Raw genomic sequence first — 15880 nt, forward strand, 5'->3', positions numbered from 1 at the left:
CCATCCCTGTCCGCACCGCAATCATGCTCCTGCGACTTGCTCTGTACGGACATCCCTGTCCGCACCGCAATCATGCTCCTGCGACTTGCTATGTACGGACATCCCTGTCCGCAAGCATTCGCTTCGCGAATGACTTACGGACCTACGGTTAAATGCTTTACAATGTTTCACGTGAAACATGGAGTGCGAACTTGTGAAGCTTGCTGATATTGACCTTAACTTATTGATTTTCTTAGATGTTTTGCTGGATGAGCAGAATGTTTCGCGGGCAGCTGAGCGGATGAATATGACTCAGCCAGCAATGAGTAATGCGTTAAAACGGCTGCGGGCATTATTGAACGATCCTCTGCTCGTACGCACGCGCAATGGCATGACGCCAACTCCAAAAGCGATTGATCTCGCTCCTCAGGTTAAGCAAATCGTAGAGTCGTTGGAGCATATTCTCAGCCCCAGTGGTGAGTTTGAACCGGCTGCCAGTGACCGAGTGTTTCGCATTATGGCGAGCGACTATGCAGCTTCAACATTGATGCCGCCGATCATTGAGCGCATCTCCCCTATCGCACCTAATATCGCCATTGATGTAATGACCCCAAGTGATGTGTCGGTAGCAGACGTTGAGTTGGGCAATGTTGATTTGGCCATTAACCGATTTGATGCGCTACCTGGCTCGTTTCACCAGCGACAAATCTGGCATGATGATTTTGCTTGTGTCATGTCGGCAAACAACCCGATCAGCTCACTTGATTTAACCACCTATTTGCAAGCACAACACGTTTGGGTGTCGAAAACAGGCTATGGTGTTGGTGTTGGTATGAAACGCGAGTCGGTGCAGCAGCAGGGCTGGGTGGATGCCGCGTTGCAAGCACTAGGTCATGAGCGCCATATTCAAGTATTTACACGTAACTACCAGGTGGCCATTCATCTCGCTCGTACTACCAATATGATCGCGACACTTCCCTATCGTGCGGCGATGCTAGTTAAGGATGATCCGGCGCTAAAAGTAGTTCAGGTTCCCTTTACGATTCCTCAGATTGAGTTAAAAATGATTTGGAGTGAGTTGCTTCATAAAGACGCGGGACACCAATGGTTACGTGGTTTAATCATCCAAGCAGCGAACGAAATATCCTTTTAAATTAACAACTTGTCGCACTTTTTTCGTACTCGTCATAAAGTTCTCAAACAGCACTGATACATATTGACCTAATCTTAGATTAGCGATATTAAGATGGCATACCGCCAGCATAAGGTTGGCGCTGTCATCGGTGTGAATTGGAGTCCTCATGACCGTAGATGAAGTGATCGCGCAGTTACAAGCGAACGGCGACGAAAACCATATTGAACAGTTTCAACGCCAAGGGGTTAAGCTTGAAACCTTTGGTGTTTCCTACAGCAAGTTAAAGCGAATTGCTAAAACCATCGACTGCGATCACGAACTGGCGGAAGCGCTCTGGCAGGCGCCAGTTCATGATGCGCGCGCGCTGGCTTGTATGATTGTTGATTTACAGGCAATTGCTAGTCAACGTGAAGCCTGGGCCGATGCAGTGGATAATATTCAGATCTGCGACGCTGTCGGACGTATGTTATCTAAAGTGGTGGCTACGGAGTCTGCCGAGCCGTTGCCTAACTGGCGACAACATGAGAACCCATGGCATCGCCGTATGGGCTGGCAAGCAGTGTTGCTCTCGGCGCAAAAGCATCAGATGTCGGATGATGATGCTGAGGCGTTCCTAGCGGAAATTCATCGCACTATTCGAGGTGAACAAGGTGTGGTGCAAGAGATGCAGCTGATGGCGCTGATGGCGATTGGTTTAATCGACCCAACCTGGCGCGCTGAAGTTGAGCAGGTTGCCGAAGATATTGCTGATTTAAAGATCAAGCACCCAGACAGTAAGTTTCGCCAGCCAGATCCAATTAAGTACCTAGAGAAAAAATGGGATCGCGAGGACTTCTAATCAAAAAAGCCGCACTGAGATGAGTGCGGCTTTTTATTTGGCAAGTATGCTTGCAACTGTTAAGGCTCTATCGCCTCGCACACTTGTTTTTCAATCTGTTTGATGTGTGCTGCAAGTTTGCCTTCTTGAATGTCTACAGCAGGCAAAATTCTCACTACAATGGTGCCTGGGCGTTTGCTAAAACCCTTGGCCGGCCAGAACTTACCAGCATTGTGCGCTACGGGTAGAATTTTTGCGTTGGTTTTTTTAGCCAGCATAAATCCACCTTGTTTAAAGTCACCCGCTTCTCCATGCGCTTTGCGCGTACCCTCAGGGAAGATCAACACGTGAAAGCCTTGTTTTAAGCGTTCACCACCTTGTTCGATGATTTGGTTTAATGCGGCACGGCCATCGGTGCGATCGATCGCAATAGGGTTCGCCATTGCAAAGGCCCAACCAAAGAATGGAATCTTTAACAGGCTGCGCTTCACCACTTGCGTTTGTGGTTGCAGTAGTTTTTGTAAGAAGAAGGTTTCCCAAGCGCTTTGGTGATTAGCGGCAATCACTACTGGTTCGTTTGGCAGGTTCTCTACCCCTTCTATACGATAGTTAATGCCTAGCACCCAGCGTGCTGCCCAAGCAGAAAAGCTCGCCCAGACGCCAATAACAACCCTATAGCGTTGCTGCGGTTTTAGCGGCAGGGCAATCAACAATGAAATGATCGACCAACTGATGGTGAACGGCCCGTAAAAACAGGCGTAAAAAATGAACGTCCGTAAAAAATTCATAGCTCTACTACTACAGTTATCTCAATTGTGATAAGCATAAGGTATTAACTGAACGGGAAATATACAGACTTAGGCAAAGGCGTTATGCCTTAACGACATAGGTAGCTGCACTACCTGAAAAGTGGGTATATTACTCTCCAGCACCCCCCTACTTGCGGCGAAATCATTAAGGAGCCAAAGATGAGCGAGCCAAATCCATATCAGACACCAGAAGCTGAACCTACCAATACGGTGGTAACCAAACATAAGTATCCGCTACTTTCGTCGTTGTTAGATGTCTTCATCGCCCCGAACAAGGTGATGTCGCAAGTCGTAAAAGGCGGTTATGGCTGGTGGTTGCCAACCCTAATCTTAATGATCGCTATGGCAGCTCCCCTCATATTACATCCGTTGTCGATGACCAGTGGCCAGTATGTAGAGATGCAGGTTGAGCAGTTAGAAGCCATGGGGCAGGAAGTGACCTCAGATGTGGTTGCTGGAATCCAGATGACAGCCGATTTCGCCGTTTGGATGAACTTGGTTGGTATTATTATCTTCCCTATTGTGTTTGTCATAAGTGCGCTTTATTACTGGCTAGCGGGTTTAGTCGTCGCAGAAGACCGGCCTAAGTTCTCTATGGCTTACAATCTGACTGTTTGGTCAATGATGCCGGTAGTTTTCACCTCATTGTTGCAGGTGATTAACATTCAATTGAGTGGCGCCCCGCTGAATCAATTCGAACTCGATCCAACAACATTCTCAAACCTATTAGCACTGCCTATGGAAACCTATGCTGGTGCGTTAGCGGCCACACTTAACCCGTTTTCTATCTGGGCTATGGTGCTAGCATTTTTAGGGTTCCGTTACTTAAATGGCGGCGGCACCGTCAGTGCAGTTATTGTTGCATTCGTTTTGCCACTACTCTTAAGTGCAAGCATTGCTGCCATTCCATTTGCCCTGTAAGGACCTGATAAATGGCCAAACTATTTAAAACCCTGCTGCTATTGGCAGTGATTGCCGGCGCGGTCTTCTTTGTGTACCAACGCAATCAAAATGCCAGTGCTGAAGCTGCTGCTGGTATCAGTGTCACGGTTGAGGAGGTGTCGGTGCGCGATATCACACCACTTACGCTTTCTAGTGGCACGATCATTTATGGTGACGTGCGCCGATTGCGCCCAGATATCACTGCCCAAGCCGAGCGAGTGGCCGTGGAAGAAGGTGACCTAGTTGCGCGTGACCAGCTGTTAATTGAGCTAGACACCGAAGATTATGAAACCGAGTACGAAGGTGCGGAGGTTGCTGTGTCGTTGCAACGTCTTGCTGTTGAACGTGCTCGTTTAAACATTAGCCAAACCGAAGAGCAGTTAGCGCGGCAACGTGAATTGGTAAGCCGAAATGTGGTGGGTCGCGATACCGTCGACAGCATTGAGCGTCAGTTAGCCTTTGCTCGCTTAGACTTGCGCACGGCAGAACAACAGCTAAAACAGTCGGAAACTCAACTGCAAGCCATTCAAGATAAACTAGACAGGGCAGAAATTCGTGCCCCAATTGCTGGTATTGTTTCGGCACTGGATATCAAGGAAGGCGAAATGGCAGTGGGTAGTACAGGCCCGGCTGTTATTAGTGTTGCCGACCCTGGCGATGTGCAAGCAGAAGTGCAGGTTAACGAAGCTAAGATTGGTAATGTAGCTGTTGGCCAAGCAGTAGACGTGTATGCAGTGGCCTACCCAGATACACCAATGCGCGGCACGGTTGAGCATATTGCTACGTCGGCCCGCCCTGCGGCTGGTCGTAATGGTCTAACGTTCACTGTCAAAATTCGTATCGACGATGACTCGGGTTTGCCAATTAAACCAGGTATGTCATGTCGGGCGGAAATTAAAGGTGATACCCGCGAGGACGTGATCTCGGTGCCAAGCATGGCGATTCAAATTGATGAAGGCCAGCCGATTGTTTGGGTGGTGGAGAACGACCAAGTTGAGCGGCGAGAAGTAGAGCTTGGCGAGCCAGACTTAAACTACCAAGAGGTGCTAAGTGGCCTAACTGCGGGTGAAACTGTGGTGACAGGCCCAGTAAGCAAGTTCTTGTTATTGGCCGACGGCGAGCCCGTTGCGGTACAAGCGACAGAGGAGTAATGCCTGTGAGCAACGTTATTGAGTTGCGTGGCATTGGTAAAGACTACGCGATGGGCGGAGAGGTATTCTCTGCCCTTAAGTCTATCGACTTGGATATTGGCCAAAACGAGTTTGTTGCCATCATAGGGTCGAGTGGTTCGGGTAAGTCGACACTAATGAATATCATTGGTTGTCTGGACCGCCCAACACGCGGTGACTATACCCTGGCTGGTGACGATGTCGCAAAACTGTCGGCGAATCAGCAAGCGGGTATCCGTAACCGCCAAATTGGCTTTATCTTTCAAAGCTTTAACCTGTTGCCACGTATCAGTGCGTTACATAATGTAATGCAGCCGCTTATTTACCAAAAAGTCGGCCTTAGCAAGCGCAAGAAAATGGCCAAAGAGATGCTAGAAAAAGTTGGTCTTGGTGACAAACTCGGCAATCAGCCCAATGCTATGTCCGGTGGCCAGCGCCAGCGTGTGGCGGTCGCTAGAGCGCTGGTGACTCAGCCGTCTTTGTTACTTGCAGATGAACCTACGGGTAACCTAGATTCAAAAACGACTGAAGAAATTATGCAGTTGTTTGAGCAGCTACATGCCAGTGGCCAAACCATTGTGATTGTTACACACGAGCCAGATATCGCAGCTCGCTGTCAACGGCAAATCACACTGAAAGATGGTGCCGTGGTGTCGGATAGCAAGTATGGAGGGGCGATCTAATGTTTATGGTATTAGAGAGCGTTCGTTCGGCCTTCTCTGCCATTCGGGCAAATAAGCTGCGCTCGGTGCTGACGTCACTGGGCATCATTATTGGTGTAATGAGCACCATTGCCGTGATCTCATTAATTCAGGGGCTGCGCGCCTCGGTGTTGTCAGAATTTGAAGGTTTTGGTGCGAATCAGGTAGTGGTTTTCCCATCTCCAAGTGATGCGGCCGCCTCGTACGGGTTGCCACAAAATATCACAGTTGATGACTATGAGGCCGTATTAGATGCCATTGATGGCTTTGCTGAGGCTACGGCACAAGTTAGTGTTTGGGGCGATCGCATCCGCTTTGGTGAAGAAAGCTCAGGCGCCTCAGTTACAGGTGTTTACCCAGAGCAATACATTATTAATGACCTGAGCATTGCTTATGGCCGCCCTACCGTAGCCGGTGATGGTACGGCCCGCAATCCTGTTATGGTAGTGGGGCAATCGTTATTAGAAGACCTAGAAATAGCGCCAGATGAAGCCGTGGGTAAATACGTTGAGTTTAATGGTGACTGGTACTTAATTGTTGGGGTGCTAGAAAAGATTGGTGCAGTATTCGGCCAAGACCAAGACAACGTTGCCTATGTTCCATTCGAAGTAGCCGCTCAGCAGAGCGCGGTGGAGCCATCCGTGGTGATCTTCGTGAATGTGTTTGAAACCGACAACGTGCCTTTTGTATTAAGTCGTATCAAACAAGCTTTGCGACTTCAGCACGGTATTTCGGGCGATATGCCAGATGACTTCCAAACCTTTACGGGTGACCAAGCCATCGCCCAAATTGACACTATTACCGGTGTGCTCACCGCGGTGTTTGGCGGCGTTGTTGCCATTTCATTATTGGTTGGTGGCATTGGCATTATGAATATTATGCTGGTGTCGGTGACCGAGCGTACCCGTGAAATTGGCATCTGCAAGGCACTCGGTGCTACGCGGGCGCAAATACTGCTGCAATTTTTGATTGAGGCGGTAGTGCTGTGCTTAGTGGGTGGGGTGATAGGTATTCTGCTCGGCTCGGCGATTGGTTTGGGCATTGCGCCATTGATTCCTGGGTTTGAAGCACAGGCCGTGATCCCATTGTGGGCCATCGCCTTGGCACTTGGGTTCTCTACTGGTGTTGGCGTGATCTTTGGCATTTTGCCAGCAGCGAAAGCGGCTAGCCTAGACCCAATCGACGCACTTAGATACGAGTAGCGTTAACCTGTTTCATATAAAGTCGGTGCGCTTTGCACCGACTTTTTTTTGGCTAAAAAAAAATCGACTATGCTTATTAGACGATGCCAATAATTAGGGTATGGCTGTGTCAGATCAATACCGCAACGAGCACTTGCAAACGCTGGGGCTGTTAACGTCCGGCGTAGCACATGAGTTGAATACGCCATTATCGGTGCTACGCAGTAATAGCAAGGTACTCACTGAGCTGTTGGAAGAACTTCGCGAGGCTGAGTCCGACGAGTCTCGAGCGGAGTTGCTAGAAGAATGCCGTCAAATTAATTTTGATGCCGAGCGAGGTATCGAACAGTTAATCGATATTGTTGGCGCCATTTCTGTGTTCAATAAAGACCAAGCCGAACTCGATACCTTCGATATTCGGGTACCCATCGAATATGCTTTAAAACTCGTTTGGAACCGTTTCAAGTACGATGTACAAGTCGTCACCGAGTTTACTGAAAATGCGCTAGTGAGCGGCCAGCTTGGACAGTTGGTGCAAGTGTTCGTTAACTTATCTGTCAACTCCGTGCAGGCCATGCAGGACGTGCAAGAGAAGCGTTTTCAAATTACCACCAAGGTAGACGATAAAACCGTATTAGTGGTGGTATCGGATAACGGGCCGGGTATCCCCTCCGACAAGAAAGATGAAGTATTTCAGCCATTTTTTACCACCAAAAAAGATGGCACAGGCACAGGGCTAGGGCTTGCCATTGTTGCCGATATCCTTGCGAAGCATCACGGCTCGGTTGCAATTAGTGACTCGGTACTGGGTGGTGCAACATTTGAGCTTCGTTTCCCTTTAGGGGGTGAATAATGAGTTTCGTGATCGATCAATTAACGCGCATTTGGTATGAGCAATCAGCAACCCCTATTTTGGCGCTTGAGGATGGCATCATCACCGCGATGAATAATGCAGCAGCCGATCAATTTTCTGATTGCTTGGCTGTTGGGCAAGCTGTTACCTCGTTATTACCCAAGTTCTCCCCGTCCATTACTGGCTTGCAGTTGCTGAAAACCGAAAAAAACCAGGATTTTATGGCAGAAGTGATTCGCCATGGTGATGACCAAATGGCGCTGCTTATTCTGCGCCCGGCTGAAGAAACGGACTTTAAAGAGCTATCTGACCGATTAGCGAAGTTGCACCTAATCAACAAAGGTTTAGCCGAGTGCCAAACGGCCAAAGAGGTCTATCGCTATGCCATTGATTCTTCGCGAGAATACTTAGGCATTGACCGCATGGGGCTACTGTTAATTGACGAAGGGAAAAACGAGTTTACCGGTACTTATGGTACGAATGAGCAAGGCGAAACCGTTTCCGAGTTTGACTATCGTGAACCCATTCCAGATAGCCCATGGGTGGCTGAAACTCTCGCACGTAAAGACTCGGTTGCCGTATGGGAGAACATGCCTTTGTTGCATTTTGGCAAACAAGTCGGCCTTGGCTGGAATGCGATGGCAGCGTTATGGGATGGCGATAAGGCAATAGGCTGGATAGCCTGCGATAACTTGCTCAACCGCCGGCCCATGACACCGGCGTTGCGTGAAACCATTCGATTTTTTGCTTCGTTGCTGGCGCAAGCGATCATTCGCAAGCAAGCCGAAGAAGATATTAAAAAGCTAAACGAGAGTTTGGAAGATTTAGTTAAGGAACGCACTCAAAAGCTAGAAAGCAAAATCGATGAGCTAGAGCGCACGCAACAAAAACTAAGTGATGCGGAAAAACGTGCTGCGCTAGCAACCTTGGTGGTAGGCGTGGCGCATGAGGTCAACACGCCACTGGGTGCTGTCGTCAGTAATATTTCATCGCTACAAGAAAGCAGTGCCGATATTCTCGAAATTCTGCAGGAGTATCGTGAAGCTGCAGAGTTCTTGCCAGCTGAGCGTAAGTTAGCCATTAATAGCAAAGAGCAGGAATTTGCTGTCGATGAAATCATCGAAGATTTTCCGATCCTGGTATCGGAAGTGAAACGCAGCCTAAGTCGAATTCAAGCCATTACTCGTGATCTGCAGGGTTTCTCGGATACGGAATCCGTTGCTGGGCGGTCAAATTTTGATCAGGCGTTAAGCAATGCATTAAAAGCACTCGAGAAGCGAGATTTCCATACACGAGTGATCAATGACGTGCCGCAAGTGCAGTTCAATTTGGAATCAAATCGCCTGGAGCAAATACTCATTCAGTTGCTTAGCAATGCAGAACGAGCCATTGATGAAGCCAGCCGCGGTGATGCCGGTGAAATATGCCTGATGTTGGCCGAAGAAGGCAGTGGCATGGTGAGTTTAATCGTGGCAGACAACGGTATTGGCATGAGCCAAGAAGTCGCTAAGCGAGCCCTCGATCCATTTTTCACTACTCGCCAAGAAGGCTCTGGCACCGGGTTAGGTTTGTCGGTTGTGGCAAGCCTGGTTAATGCGGCGGAGGGCACCATTGAAATTAAAAGTGCGCCAGCCGCTGGTACTGAAATAATCATTAACATTCCAGGGCGGTTGGCAACCGATCAAAAAAGTGTTGGCTGATTAAGTCGCTAAACGAAAAAACCGCCCAGATGGCGGTTTTTTATGGCGCATGACAAGCTGTCCACTACTCGGTGCTGTCATCCTCTTCTTCGGGCATTGGCGCTACGTAAACAATATAATCTTCTTCGTGTTCTTCAATAATACCTTTTAGCCGCTCTATCATACCTTCAGAAAGTTGCGTGCCCGCTGTAACCAGCATAAAGCCGTCTTTACTGATTAGGTTGCGGGTAACAATGTTACCTTCAACCAAATCAGACACGCGTCGACGCCCAGCATCTAGCTCAACTCGATGTTCTTCTAGGGCCTCTATTGCTTCATCAAGTTGCTCACATAACTCGGGGTCAAAGTACTTATCGGCCAGTTTTTTAACGCTCGAAAGTGCCTCGTCATTCGACATTGGCGCGCCAGTTCTAGTACCAGCTTTGAAAGCAAAAAAGGCAATGGCAATGGCTGCTATGCGGGCCTCAATTTTAATGTCTTCACTGCCTAGTCGGTTAGGGAAGCCATTACCGACCCAATGCTCGCGATGTTGCAGAATAATACTGGCAGCATCGCGCAAATAGTCGATCGACATAAGCATGTTGTAGCCATTGCTTGGATACTGGCGGTAAAGCTCTAGCTCTATTTTGCTCAGCGCCGCTTCTGGTTTACTGACTACTCGCTCTGGCATCATGATTTTGCCAATTTCGTGTAGCAATACAGCATGTTCAATGTGAATCATTTGCTCAGCTGAAAGGCCCGCGTGCTTGGCTAGAATACAAGCTAAAGCTGCCGCATTATCGGCAATGCCCGCCACCATGCCATCACGCGACTCCGCCATTTGGGAGAACAGTCGAACAAAACCATGAATACTGTCGCGCATGGCATTATATGAGGCGTCTACCATCAACAGGGACTGTTCCAGTTCGGCACTGCTTTGATTTACTTTCTCGGATAACCCCTTGTTCATTTTCGCCAACAACTGGTTTTGCCGACGCGTTAGGGTGAGTAGTTTGTCGCGTTCACGCTTGGTTTCGATGATTTCTAAGGCGGCTTGAATCGATGCCTTTAATTGCAAATCATCCCAGGGTTTCGACATAAAGCGGAATATGCCGCCACTGTTAATGGCATTAATGGTATCGCTCAAATCAGCCTGCCCAGTCAACAGTAGGCTAATAACTTCAGGTTTGCGCCGCCTTACCTCGGCTAATAGCTCGGCACCATTCATTTGTGGCATGCGCATATCCGACACCACTATGGTAATTTCATGTTCGTCTAAAATCTCTAAAGCTTGCGCACCCGACTCGGCGATATGGATACGGTACGGCTCCTTACGCATAGCACGGCGCAAAGCAGCTAATACCATAGGATCGTCATCAACAAACAGTAGCTCGGCTCGATAGGTTGGTGTTAGTTCTGTCATAACCGTTCACTCAAGGTTTTTTTTAAGTGTAGACGCCTAGCGAGAGACTGAGTCACATCTGCTATAATTTCGCTCATTTTTAAGAAAGGCCAATGCCTAATGCACGCACTTAACCGTTACCAAGACATCGTGGATGACTGGCAGTTGTTTATGGCGGCTTGCGAGCAGCCACTACCTGCCACGATTTGGACCAATCCACTGCGTACTTCTGCTGATGAACTGGAAGGCTGGCTCAAGCGCTACCAGCTTGATTATCAGTCTATTCCCTATATTGAAGGGGGCTTTGAGTTTGCGCACGATGCCCCGGTTGGCCGTTTATTTCCTTGGCATGCCGGCTGGTATCACGTGCAAGAGGGGGTTTCGATGATGGCGGCGGCGATTCTGGCGCCCAAATCCGGTATGCGCGTATTAGACATGTGTGCCGCACCAGGCGGTAAAACTGCGCAAATGGCCACCATGATGGCTGGCGCTGGCATGGTGTTCGCCAACGACTTAACGCTGGCCCGTATTAAAGCATTGCGCGGCACGCTGAATAGAATGGGCATTGCCAATGTTATTTCTACTGTGCAAGATGCCAGCAAAATCGCCGACGATTGGCAGCAGTTTGATGCCATCATGGCGGATGTCCCCTGCTCTTGTGAAGGCAACTTAAGGCGTAATGCCAAAGTGTTGAACAAGCGCCATAACCGCAAGTACCTCACCCAGTTGCAGCAAAAAATATTGTTGAATGCATTTGCTCGCGCCAAAGTGGGTGCCAACATTGTTTATTCCACCTGTACTTTTGCGCCAGAAGAAAACGAATGTGTGTTACACGAAGTGCTTACACAACTTGAAGGCAAGTTAGAGATGACAACCATTGATTTACCTGGCGCACAGGCACAGGCTGGGCTTACCTACTGGCAAGGCCAGAGTCTGCATCCAGACATCGCCAAGGCGTGGCGAATTTGGCCGCATCATAACAACTCGGGTGGCTTTTTTATCGCGAAACTAACCAAGGTGGCGGCATGATTAACTGGTTAACTGAAAGTGAAGCGTTGCACTACAGCGAGCCGCTGCAAAAGCGCTTTGGCATGGCGGATGATTGGCTTGGTGAGCATAGGTTGTTACGCTTTGGTTCCCGTCGAATTTACATGGCGAATCGCCATTTACAGCTACCTGAGTTTCAAGATGATACGGAAATAGAAGGCATTGGCATTAGTCTATTGCGCGTGCATAGCCAGGCAGTGCCTAAACCCACCTTCGAAGGGTCAGCTTATTTACTGCAACATGCCAGTAAAAACGTGCTAGCACTAACTACTGAAGAGGCTGAACTGGCCCGTTCGGCAACACCGTTTTCGTTGGCAGACGAGCGGGCAGAATCGCTGGAGCGAGGGTTTATTTTAATGCATTTGCATGGGGTGAGTTTTGGCTGCGCCACGTTTAAGGATGCCACTGTTACGAGCTACTTTCCCAAACGGTATAGCCACTACAATGCGATGCCATTAACTTAAGATATTGGCGTCCACTGAACTCGTCGTTACGTACAAGTTTGCATAGTTGGTTAAAGGCCTTTGCCTTGGAGGCACTATGCGAATTCTATTGGTCGCCCTGCTGCTATCATTCACTAGCTTGGCTCAAGCCAGCGCGGAAGCAACTGTGCTAGCGCAAATTAAAGCAATGCAAAACGAAAGCTGGCAAGAAGCATGGACCTATGCCAGCGATGGAATTAGACGCAAGTTTGGTAGTGCTGCCAACTTCCGCACACTTGTAGAACAGCAATACATAGAAATATTGGAAGCGGTGGAGACTGACGTAAAATCGACTCGTGCTAGTGAGCGTGTTGCTTTGGTCGTGATAGAATTGCTATCTCCGCGCTTTGACCTGACCGAGGCATATTACATTTTGGCGCGAGAGTCGGATGAGTGGCGCATTATTTCGGTTGAGCTACGCCCTGGTCCGCCATCAATTTAATGAGGATGTCAGTTAATGTGGCAAGTCAGCGAGCCTTATCATGCGGGTCTTTTTTTTCGCAATGCGCATGTCAACACGGTGGCGCCAACCCTAATGCGCAAGCTAGCGTTGCCACCGTATCAGCGCCATATGGTATGGCTGCCCGATGGCGACCGGCTTTGGTTGGATCAACTAAGTTTAGGTCGCAAACGCTGCGTTATTGTTAGTCATGGCCTAGAAGGGCACTCTCGCCGTCATTATGTTACTGGTATGGCGCGGGTATTTAGCGAGGCTGGCTATGATGTGCTGGCTTGGAACTTCCGTGGCTGTGGCGGTGAACCCAACTACCAGCCTAGATTTTATCATAGTGGTGCCACCGAAGACCTAGATGCCGTGGTGCGCTTCGCTTTGCAAAGCGGCTATGAGGAAATTGCTATGGTTGGCTTTTCCATGGGCGGTAACCTAACTTTGAAATACCTCGGTGAGCGCCAAGTTGATTCAGCCATCAGTTCGGCCGTGGTGTTATCGGTTCCAACCGACCTAGCCGGCTGCGCCCACAAACTCGCGGAACCAGAAAATAAGGTTTATATGAAGCGCTTTTTACGAGACCTCAAAGATAAGGTTATGCACTTAAAAAGACGCTTCCCGAATTTGGTTGACGTCTCTGATTATGACCAAATCAGCACCTTTGCTGAGTTTGATGAACGATTCACTGCCCCATTGCATGGTTTTGCTAGCGCCGAGGACTACTGGCAGCAAAGCTCCGCCAATGGTTTTCTTGAGCACATTAATACGCCTGTATTAATGATTAATGCCCAAGACGATCCTTTCTTAACCGACGCCTGTTTCCCTCGGCAAGCTTTCGAGCAAAACCCAAATCTGCAGCTGCTAACACCAGAGCACGGCGGCCATGTTGGGTTTATGCAGCGAAAGTGGAAGCAGTCGCTGTGGAGTGAACGCCAGGCGATCAGCTTTTCTTTGGCGCATTGCCAACGCTGCCCCCGAGCAAAAGCCGCTTAAGTTACTGGCATTGCCCCAAACACTGATAAACTTAAAGTAAGCATGGTAGTCTGCGAAGTGTTTGGGTGAATAGGGGAAAACCTTGTCGATTGCTGAATTAAAGAGCCAACAACGCCAATTGCTCAGTATTGCAGTGAGTGATCGGGCGATGTCTGTGTTAACGCAAGAAGCTGTGCAACTATTGGCTAACGACGCGTTGCTTAGTTCAGTGTGCTTAACCGACAGCCAGCTTTTTCGCCATCAAGCTCATCGCCGCAAATTGTTTGAGTTTCTATTGGATCGCCCTGTTAGCCTATGGCTGCAGCGATGGTTTGGCCAGCAGTTGTACTTCCATCATTTAGCCTTGGTTGACGGAGCTCGCCACTATGGTGTCAGCCCAAAACAATGGGGGCTGGATAATGAGCAATGGCAGCAGATTTACCAGCAGCAAAAGCTGCTGACGTTGCGCATTGTGTTAGCCGATGGTGAGTTTGGCTTGCCTAATCAACCACGGTTGCCTGCTAGAGCGGGACAATATTGGTTATTAAATGGCTGTGCTGATTGGCAAAATGAAACGGGTCGCTACTTTGATATTAAGCTCGCCACAGCGCCTAGTGTGTTGGATGGGTTAATTGCTATTGAAGGGCTACCAACGCCCAAAGACCTACCCTATTTGAGTGCGCCCATGCTTTATCGTCATGCCTGGTCGGCTTGGCAAGCTGCGTCGCCAGATTGAATCAAAGCCAGTTTTTCGCCACGGCTCAACTGTTTAATTTGCCATTCTCTTTGGCAAGCTTGCTGACGATTCTCATAAGACTGCTGGTATAGCAGTGTGACAGGGCGGCGAATACGGGTGTATTTCGCCGCTTTAGTCGTGTGGTTATGTTCGTGAATACGCCGCTCAACATCAGTGGTCACCCCTGTATATAAGCTGCGATCACTGCACTGCACAATATAAACAAACCAACTCAAAAGAACGCTAATCCACTAGCAAGTAATAAGGATAGTGGCACCACTTGCCATATCGGCCGTTGCCACCAAGCAATCGCGCTAAAGAGTATCACAGCGGCCGCGACTTGCCAGACATCCGCCGCGATAGGCAACCATAACGACTGATAAAACACTGCCGCTAACAAGCCAACAACCGCCGCATTAATGCCCGCAATAGCACCCTGGGCTCGGCGCCATTGCTGGAGCTTTAGCCGTGCGGGCATCCAAGCAAGCATCAGCAGAGCGCCAGGTAGAAAGATAGCAAGCAAGGCTAGCCAACCCGCTGCCCAGCCACCAATTTGACTAGCGTACAACATGGCAATGCCAAACATTGGTCCTGGCAAGGCCTGTATAACCCCATAGCCAGCGATAAACTGTTCATTGGTCAAACTGCTCATCACCGGCGTGTATTGCAGCATCGGCAACATGACATGGCCACCACCAAATACCAAGGCGCCTACTTGATAAAAGCCACTAAACAAGGCTTCTGGCCAAATAAAACTGGCTGCGAGTAAGGCAAATGCAAGCACGATTGGCCACATCATCAACCTGCCCGACTGTTTTTGGCTTTTTGCTGGCGCTAGCCAGATTGCACCGGCTATGGCACCTAGGGCTATTACCAAGTACTGCGGGTAAAACCCGCTCATTACTAGGGTTAATAGCAATGCGGCAATAAGTAAGGTGCGCGGAATGCGTTGGTTTAACTGGGGTTTGGCCATTTTGACAATGGCATCGGCGACTACGGCAACGGCTAGTAGCTTTAGGCCTTGAATCACTATGGTTAACTGGTCGAGTGCGTTAAAGCCGAAATACACCAAAGACAGTATGAGTGCCACGGGCAAGGTAAATCCAACAAAGGCAGCGAAAAACCCTGCAATACCAGCTTTTTGATAACCAATGGCCATGCCTAGCTGCGAGCTGCCAGGCCCTGGCAATGCTTGTGATACGGCCAGCAGTTCGTTAAATGTGGCTTGATCGAGCCACTTGCGCTGCTCTACGAACTGACGTTGAAAATAGCCAATATGCGCGGCGGGCCCACCAAAGGCCACCCAACCGAGCAAAAAAAAGCGCCAGAAAACTTCAAACATTATGCCACTCCGTCAATAGAACACCGCCAACACCAGAATGCTGTTCACTTAGGCAATGTCGGTTTGAATCATTTGCTTTTTCGGCACGGCGCAAGAACGTCCCTGTAGCCTCGACACCGGCTCCCTGCGGGTGACGGCCTTAAAGCAAACAATCCAAACCAACAAATACTTGCCTAAGTGAGCAGC

The 15880-nt window shown here is 49.1% G+C and carries 17 protein-coding genes; 13 read left to right on the forward strand and 4 right to left on the reverse strand.

Annotated features, from left to right (window positions below; genetic code table 11):
- Positions 1 to 193 precede the first annotated feature (193 nt).
- Both DUW71_RS10400 and DUW71_RS10405 read left to right on the forward strand, forming a co-directional pair.
- Positions 194 to 1132 carry a LysR family transcriptional regulator gene (locus DUW71_RS10400; RefSeq protein WP_119395199.1) on the forward strand — a complete coding sequence of 313 codons (939 nt, stop codon included), beginning with the start codon at positions 194 to 196 and terminating at the stop codon, positions 1130 to 1132.
- Positions 1133 to 1280: 148 nt separating this feature from the next.
- Positions 1281 to 1952, forward strand: coding sequence for a DNA alkylation repair protein (locus DUW71_RS10405; RefSeq protein WP_119395200.1), 672 nt, complete (start codon positions 1281 to 1283; stop codon positions 1950 to 1952).
- Positions 1953 to 2011: 59 nt separating this feature from the next.
- Here the strand turns inward: DUW71_RS10405 and DUW71_RS10410 are convergent, their stop codons facing one another.
- On the reverse strand, positions 2012 to 2719 hold the full coding sequence (locus DUW71_RS10410) for a lysophospholipid acyltransferase family protein (protein ID WP_119395201.1): 708 nt from the start codon (positions 2717 to 2719) through the stop codon (positions 2012 to 2014).
- A 180-nt stretch (positions 2720 to 2899) separates the two neighbouring features.
- Here DUW71_RS10410 and DUW71_RS10415 point away from each other — a divergent pair, with 180 nt between their 5' ends.
- The 6 genes from DUW71_RS10415 (at position 2900) to DUW71_RS10440 (ending at position 9286) form a co-directional block, all read left to right on the forward strand.
- A complete protein-coding gene (locus DUW71_RS10415) occupies positions 2900 to 3661 on the forward strand; it encodes a YIP1 family protein (RefSeq protein ID WP_119395202.1) in 762 nt (253 codons plus the stop codon).
- Between the two features lie 11 nt (positions 3662 to 3672).
- Positions 3673 to 4833, forward strand: a complete 1161-nt coding sequence (locus tag DUW71_RS10420; protein ID WP_119395203.1) for an efflux RND transporter periplasmic adaptor subunit — start codon at positions 3673 to 3675, stop codon at positions 4831 to 4833.
- Between the two features lie 5 nt (positions 4834 to 4838).
- On the forward strand, positions 4839 to 5534 hold the full coding sequence (locus tag DUW71_RS10425; protein WP_233546098.1) for an ABC transporter ATP-binding protein: 696 nt from the start codon (positions 4839 to 4841) through the stop codon (positions 5532 to 5534).
- A complete protein-coding gene (locus DUW71_RS10430) occupies positions 5534 to 6754 on the forward strand; it encodes an ABC transporter permease (RefSeq protein ID WP_119395205.1) in 1221 nt (406 codons plus the stop codon). Before DUW71_RS10425 ends, DUW71_RS10430 begins: the two co-directional genes overlap by 1 nt.
- Before the next feature lie 106 nt (positions 6755 to 6860).
- A complete protein-coding gene (locus tag DUW71_RS10435) occupies positions 6861 to 7586 on the forward strand; it encodes a sensor histidine kinase (RefSeq protein WP_158583982.1) in 726 nt (241 codons plus the stop codon).
- Positions 7586 to 9286, forward strand: a complete 1701-nt coding sequence (locus DUW71_RS10440; RefSeq protein ID WP_119395207.1) for a sensor histidine kinase — start codon at positions 7586 to 7588, stop codon at positions 9284 to 9286. The genes DUW71_RS10435 and DUW71_RS10440 overlap by 1 nt, the downstream gene beginning before the upstream one ends.
- A 64-nt stretch (positions 9287 to 9350) precedes the next feature.
- Here the strand turns inward: DUW71_RS10440 and DUW71_RS10445 are convergent, their stop codons facing one another.
- Positions 9351 to 10688 carry an HD domain-containing phosphohydrolase gene (locus DUW71_RS10445; RefSeq protein WP_119395208.1) on the reverse strand — a complete coding sequence of 446 codons (1338 nt, stop codon included), beginning with the start codon at positions 10686 to 10688 and terminating at the stop codon, positions 9351 to 9353.
- A 99-nt stretch (positions 10689 to 10787) separates the two neighbouring features.
- On the opposite strand from DUW71_RS10445, the gene DUW71_RS10450 reads away from it, so the two are divergent.
- From DUW71_RS10450 to DUW71_RS10470, 5 genes are all read left to right on the forward strand, one after another.
- The gene (locus DUW71_RS10450; protein ID WP_119395209.1) at positions 10788 to 11696 is read left to right on the forward strand and encodes an RsmB/NOP family class I SAM-dependent RNA methyltransferase; all 909 of its coding nucleotides are present in this window, start codon (positions 10788 to 10790) and stop codon (positions 11694 to 11696) included.
- Positions 11693 to 12178 (forward strand): hypothetical protein, encoded by a 486-nt coding sequence (locus tag DUW71_RS10455; RefSeq protein ID WP_119395210.1) that lies wholly within the window; start codon positions 11693 to 11695, stop codon positions 12176 to 12178. The genes DUW71_RS10450 and DUW71_RS10455 overlap by 4 nt, the downstream gene beginning before the upstream one ends.
- 76 nt (positions 12179 to 12254) lie before the next feature.
- On the forward strand, positions 12255 to 12638 hold the full coding sequence (locus tag DUW71_RS10460) for a DUF4864 domain-containing protein (RefSeq protein ID WP_119395211.1): 384 nt from the start codon (positions 12255 to 12257) through the stop codon (positions 12636 to 12638).
- Between the two features lie 15 nt (positions 12639 to 12653).
- Positions 12654 to 13637: a YheT family hydrolase gene (locus tag DUW71_RS10465; protein ID WP_119395212.1), complete on the forward strand. Its 984-nt coding sequence runs from the start codon at positions 12654 to 12656 to the stop codon at positions 13635 to 13637.
- An 82-nt stretch (positions 13638 to 13719) separates the two neighbouring features.
- On the forward strand, positions 13720 to 14352 hold the full coding sequence (locus tag DUW71_RS10470; RefSeq protein ID WP_119395213.1) for a hypothetical protein: 633 nt from the start codon (positions 13720 to 13722) through the stop codon (positions 14350 to 14352).
- Here the strand turns inward: DUW71_RS10470 and DUW71_RS10475 are convergent.
- Both DUW71_RS10475 and chrA read right to left on the reverse strand, forming a co-directional pair.
- Positions 14313 to 14588, reverse strand: a complete 276-nt coding sequence (locus tag DUW71_RS10475; RefSeq protein ID WP_119395214.1) for a GIY-YIG nuclease family protein — start codon at positions 14586 to 14588, stop codon at positions 14313 to 14315. The genes DUW71_RS10470 and DUW71_RS10475 overlap by 40 nt on opposite strands.
- Positions 14585 to 15694, reverse strand: coding sequence for a chromate efflux transporter (chrA, locus tag DUW71_RS10480; protein WP_119395215.1), 1110 nt, complete (start codon positions 15692 to 15694; stop codon positions 14585 to 14587). Before chrA ends, DUW71_RS10475 begins: the two co-directional genes overlap by 4 nt.
- Between the last annotated feature and the right edge of the window lie 186 nt (positions 15695 to 15880).

Source organism: Salinibius halmophilus (assembly GCF_003577475.1).
In the GTDB taxonomy this organism is placed as follows: domain Bacteria; phylum Pseudomonadota; class Gammaproteobacteria; order Pseudomonadales; family Natronospirillaceae; genus Salinibius; species Salinibius halmophilus.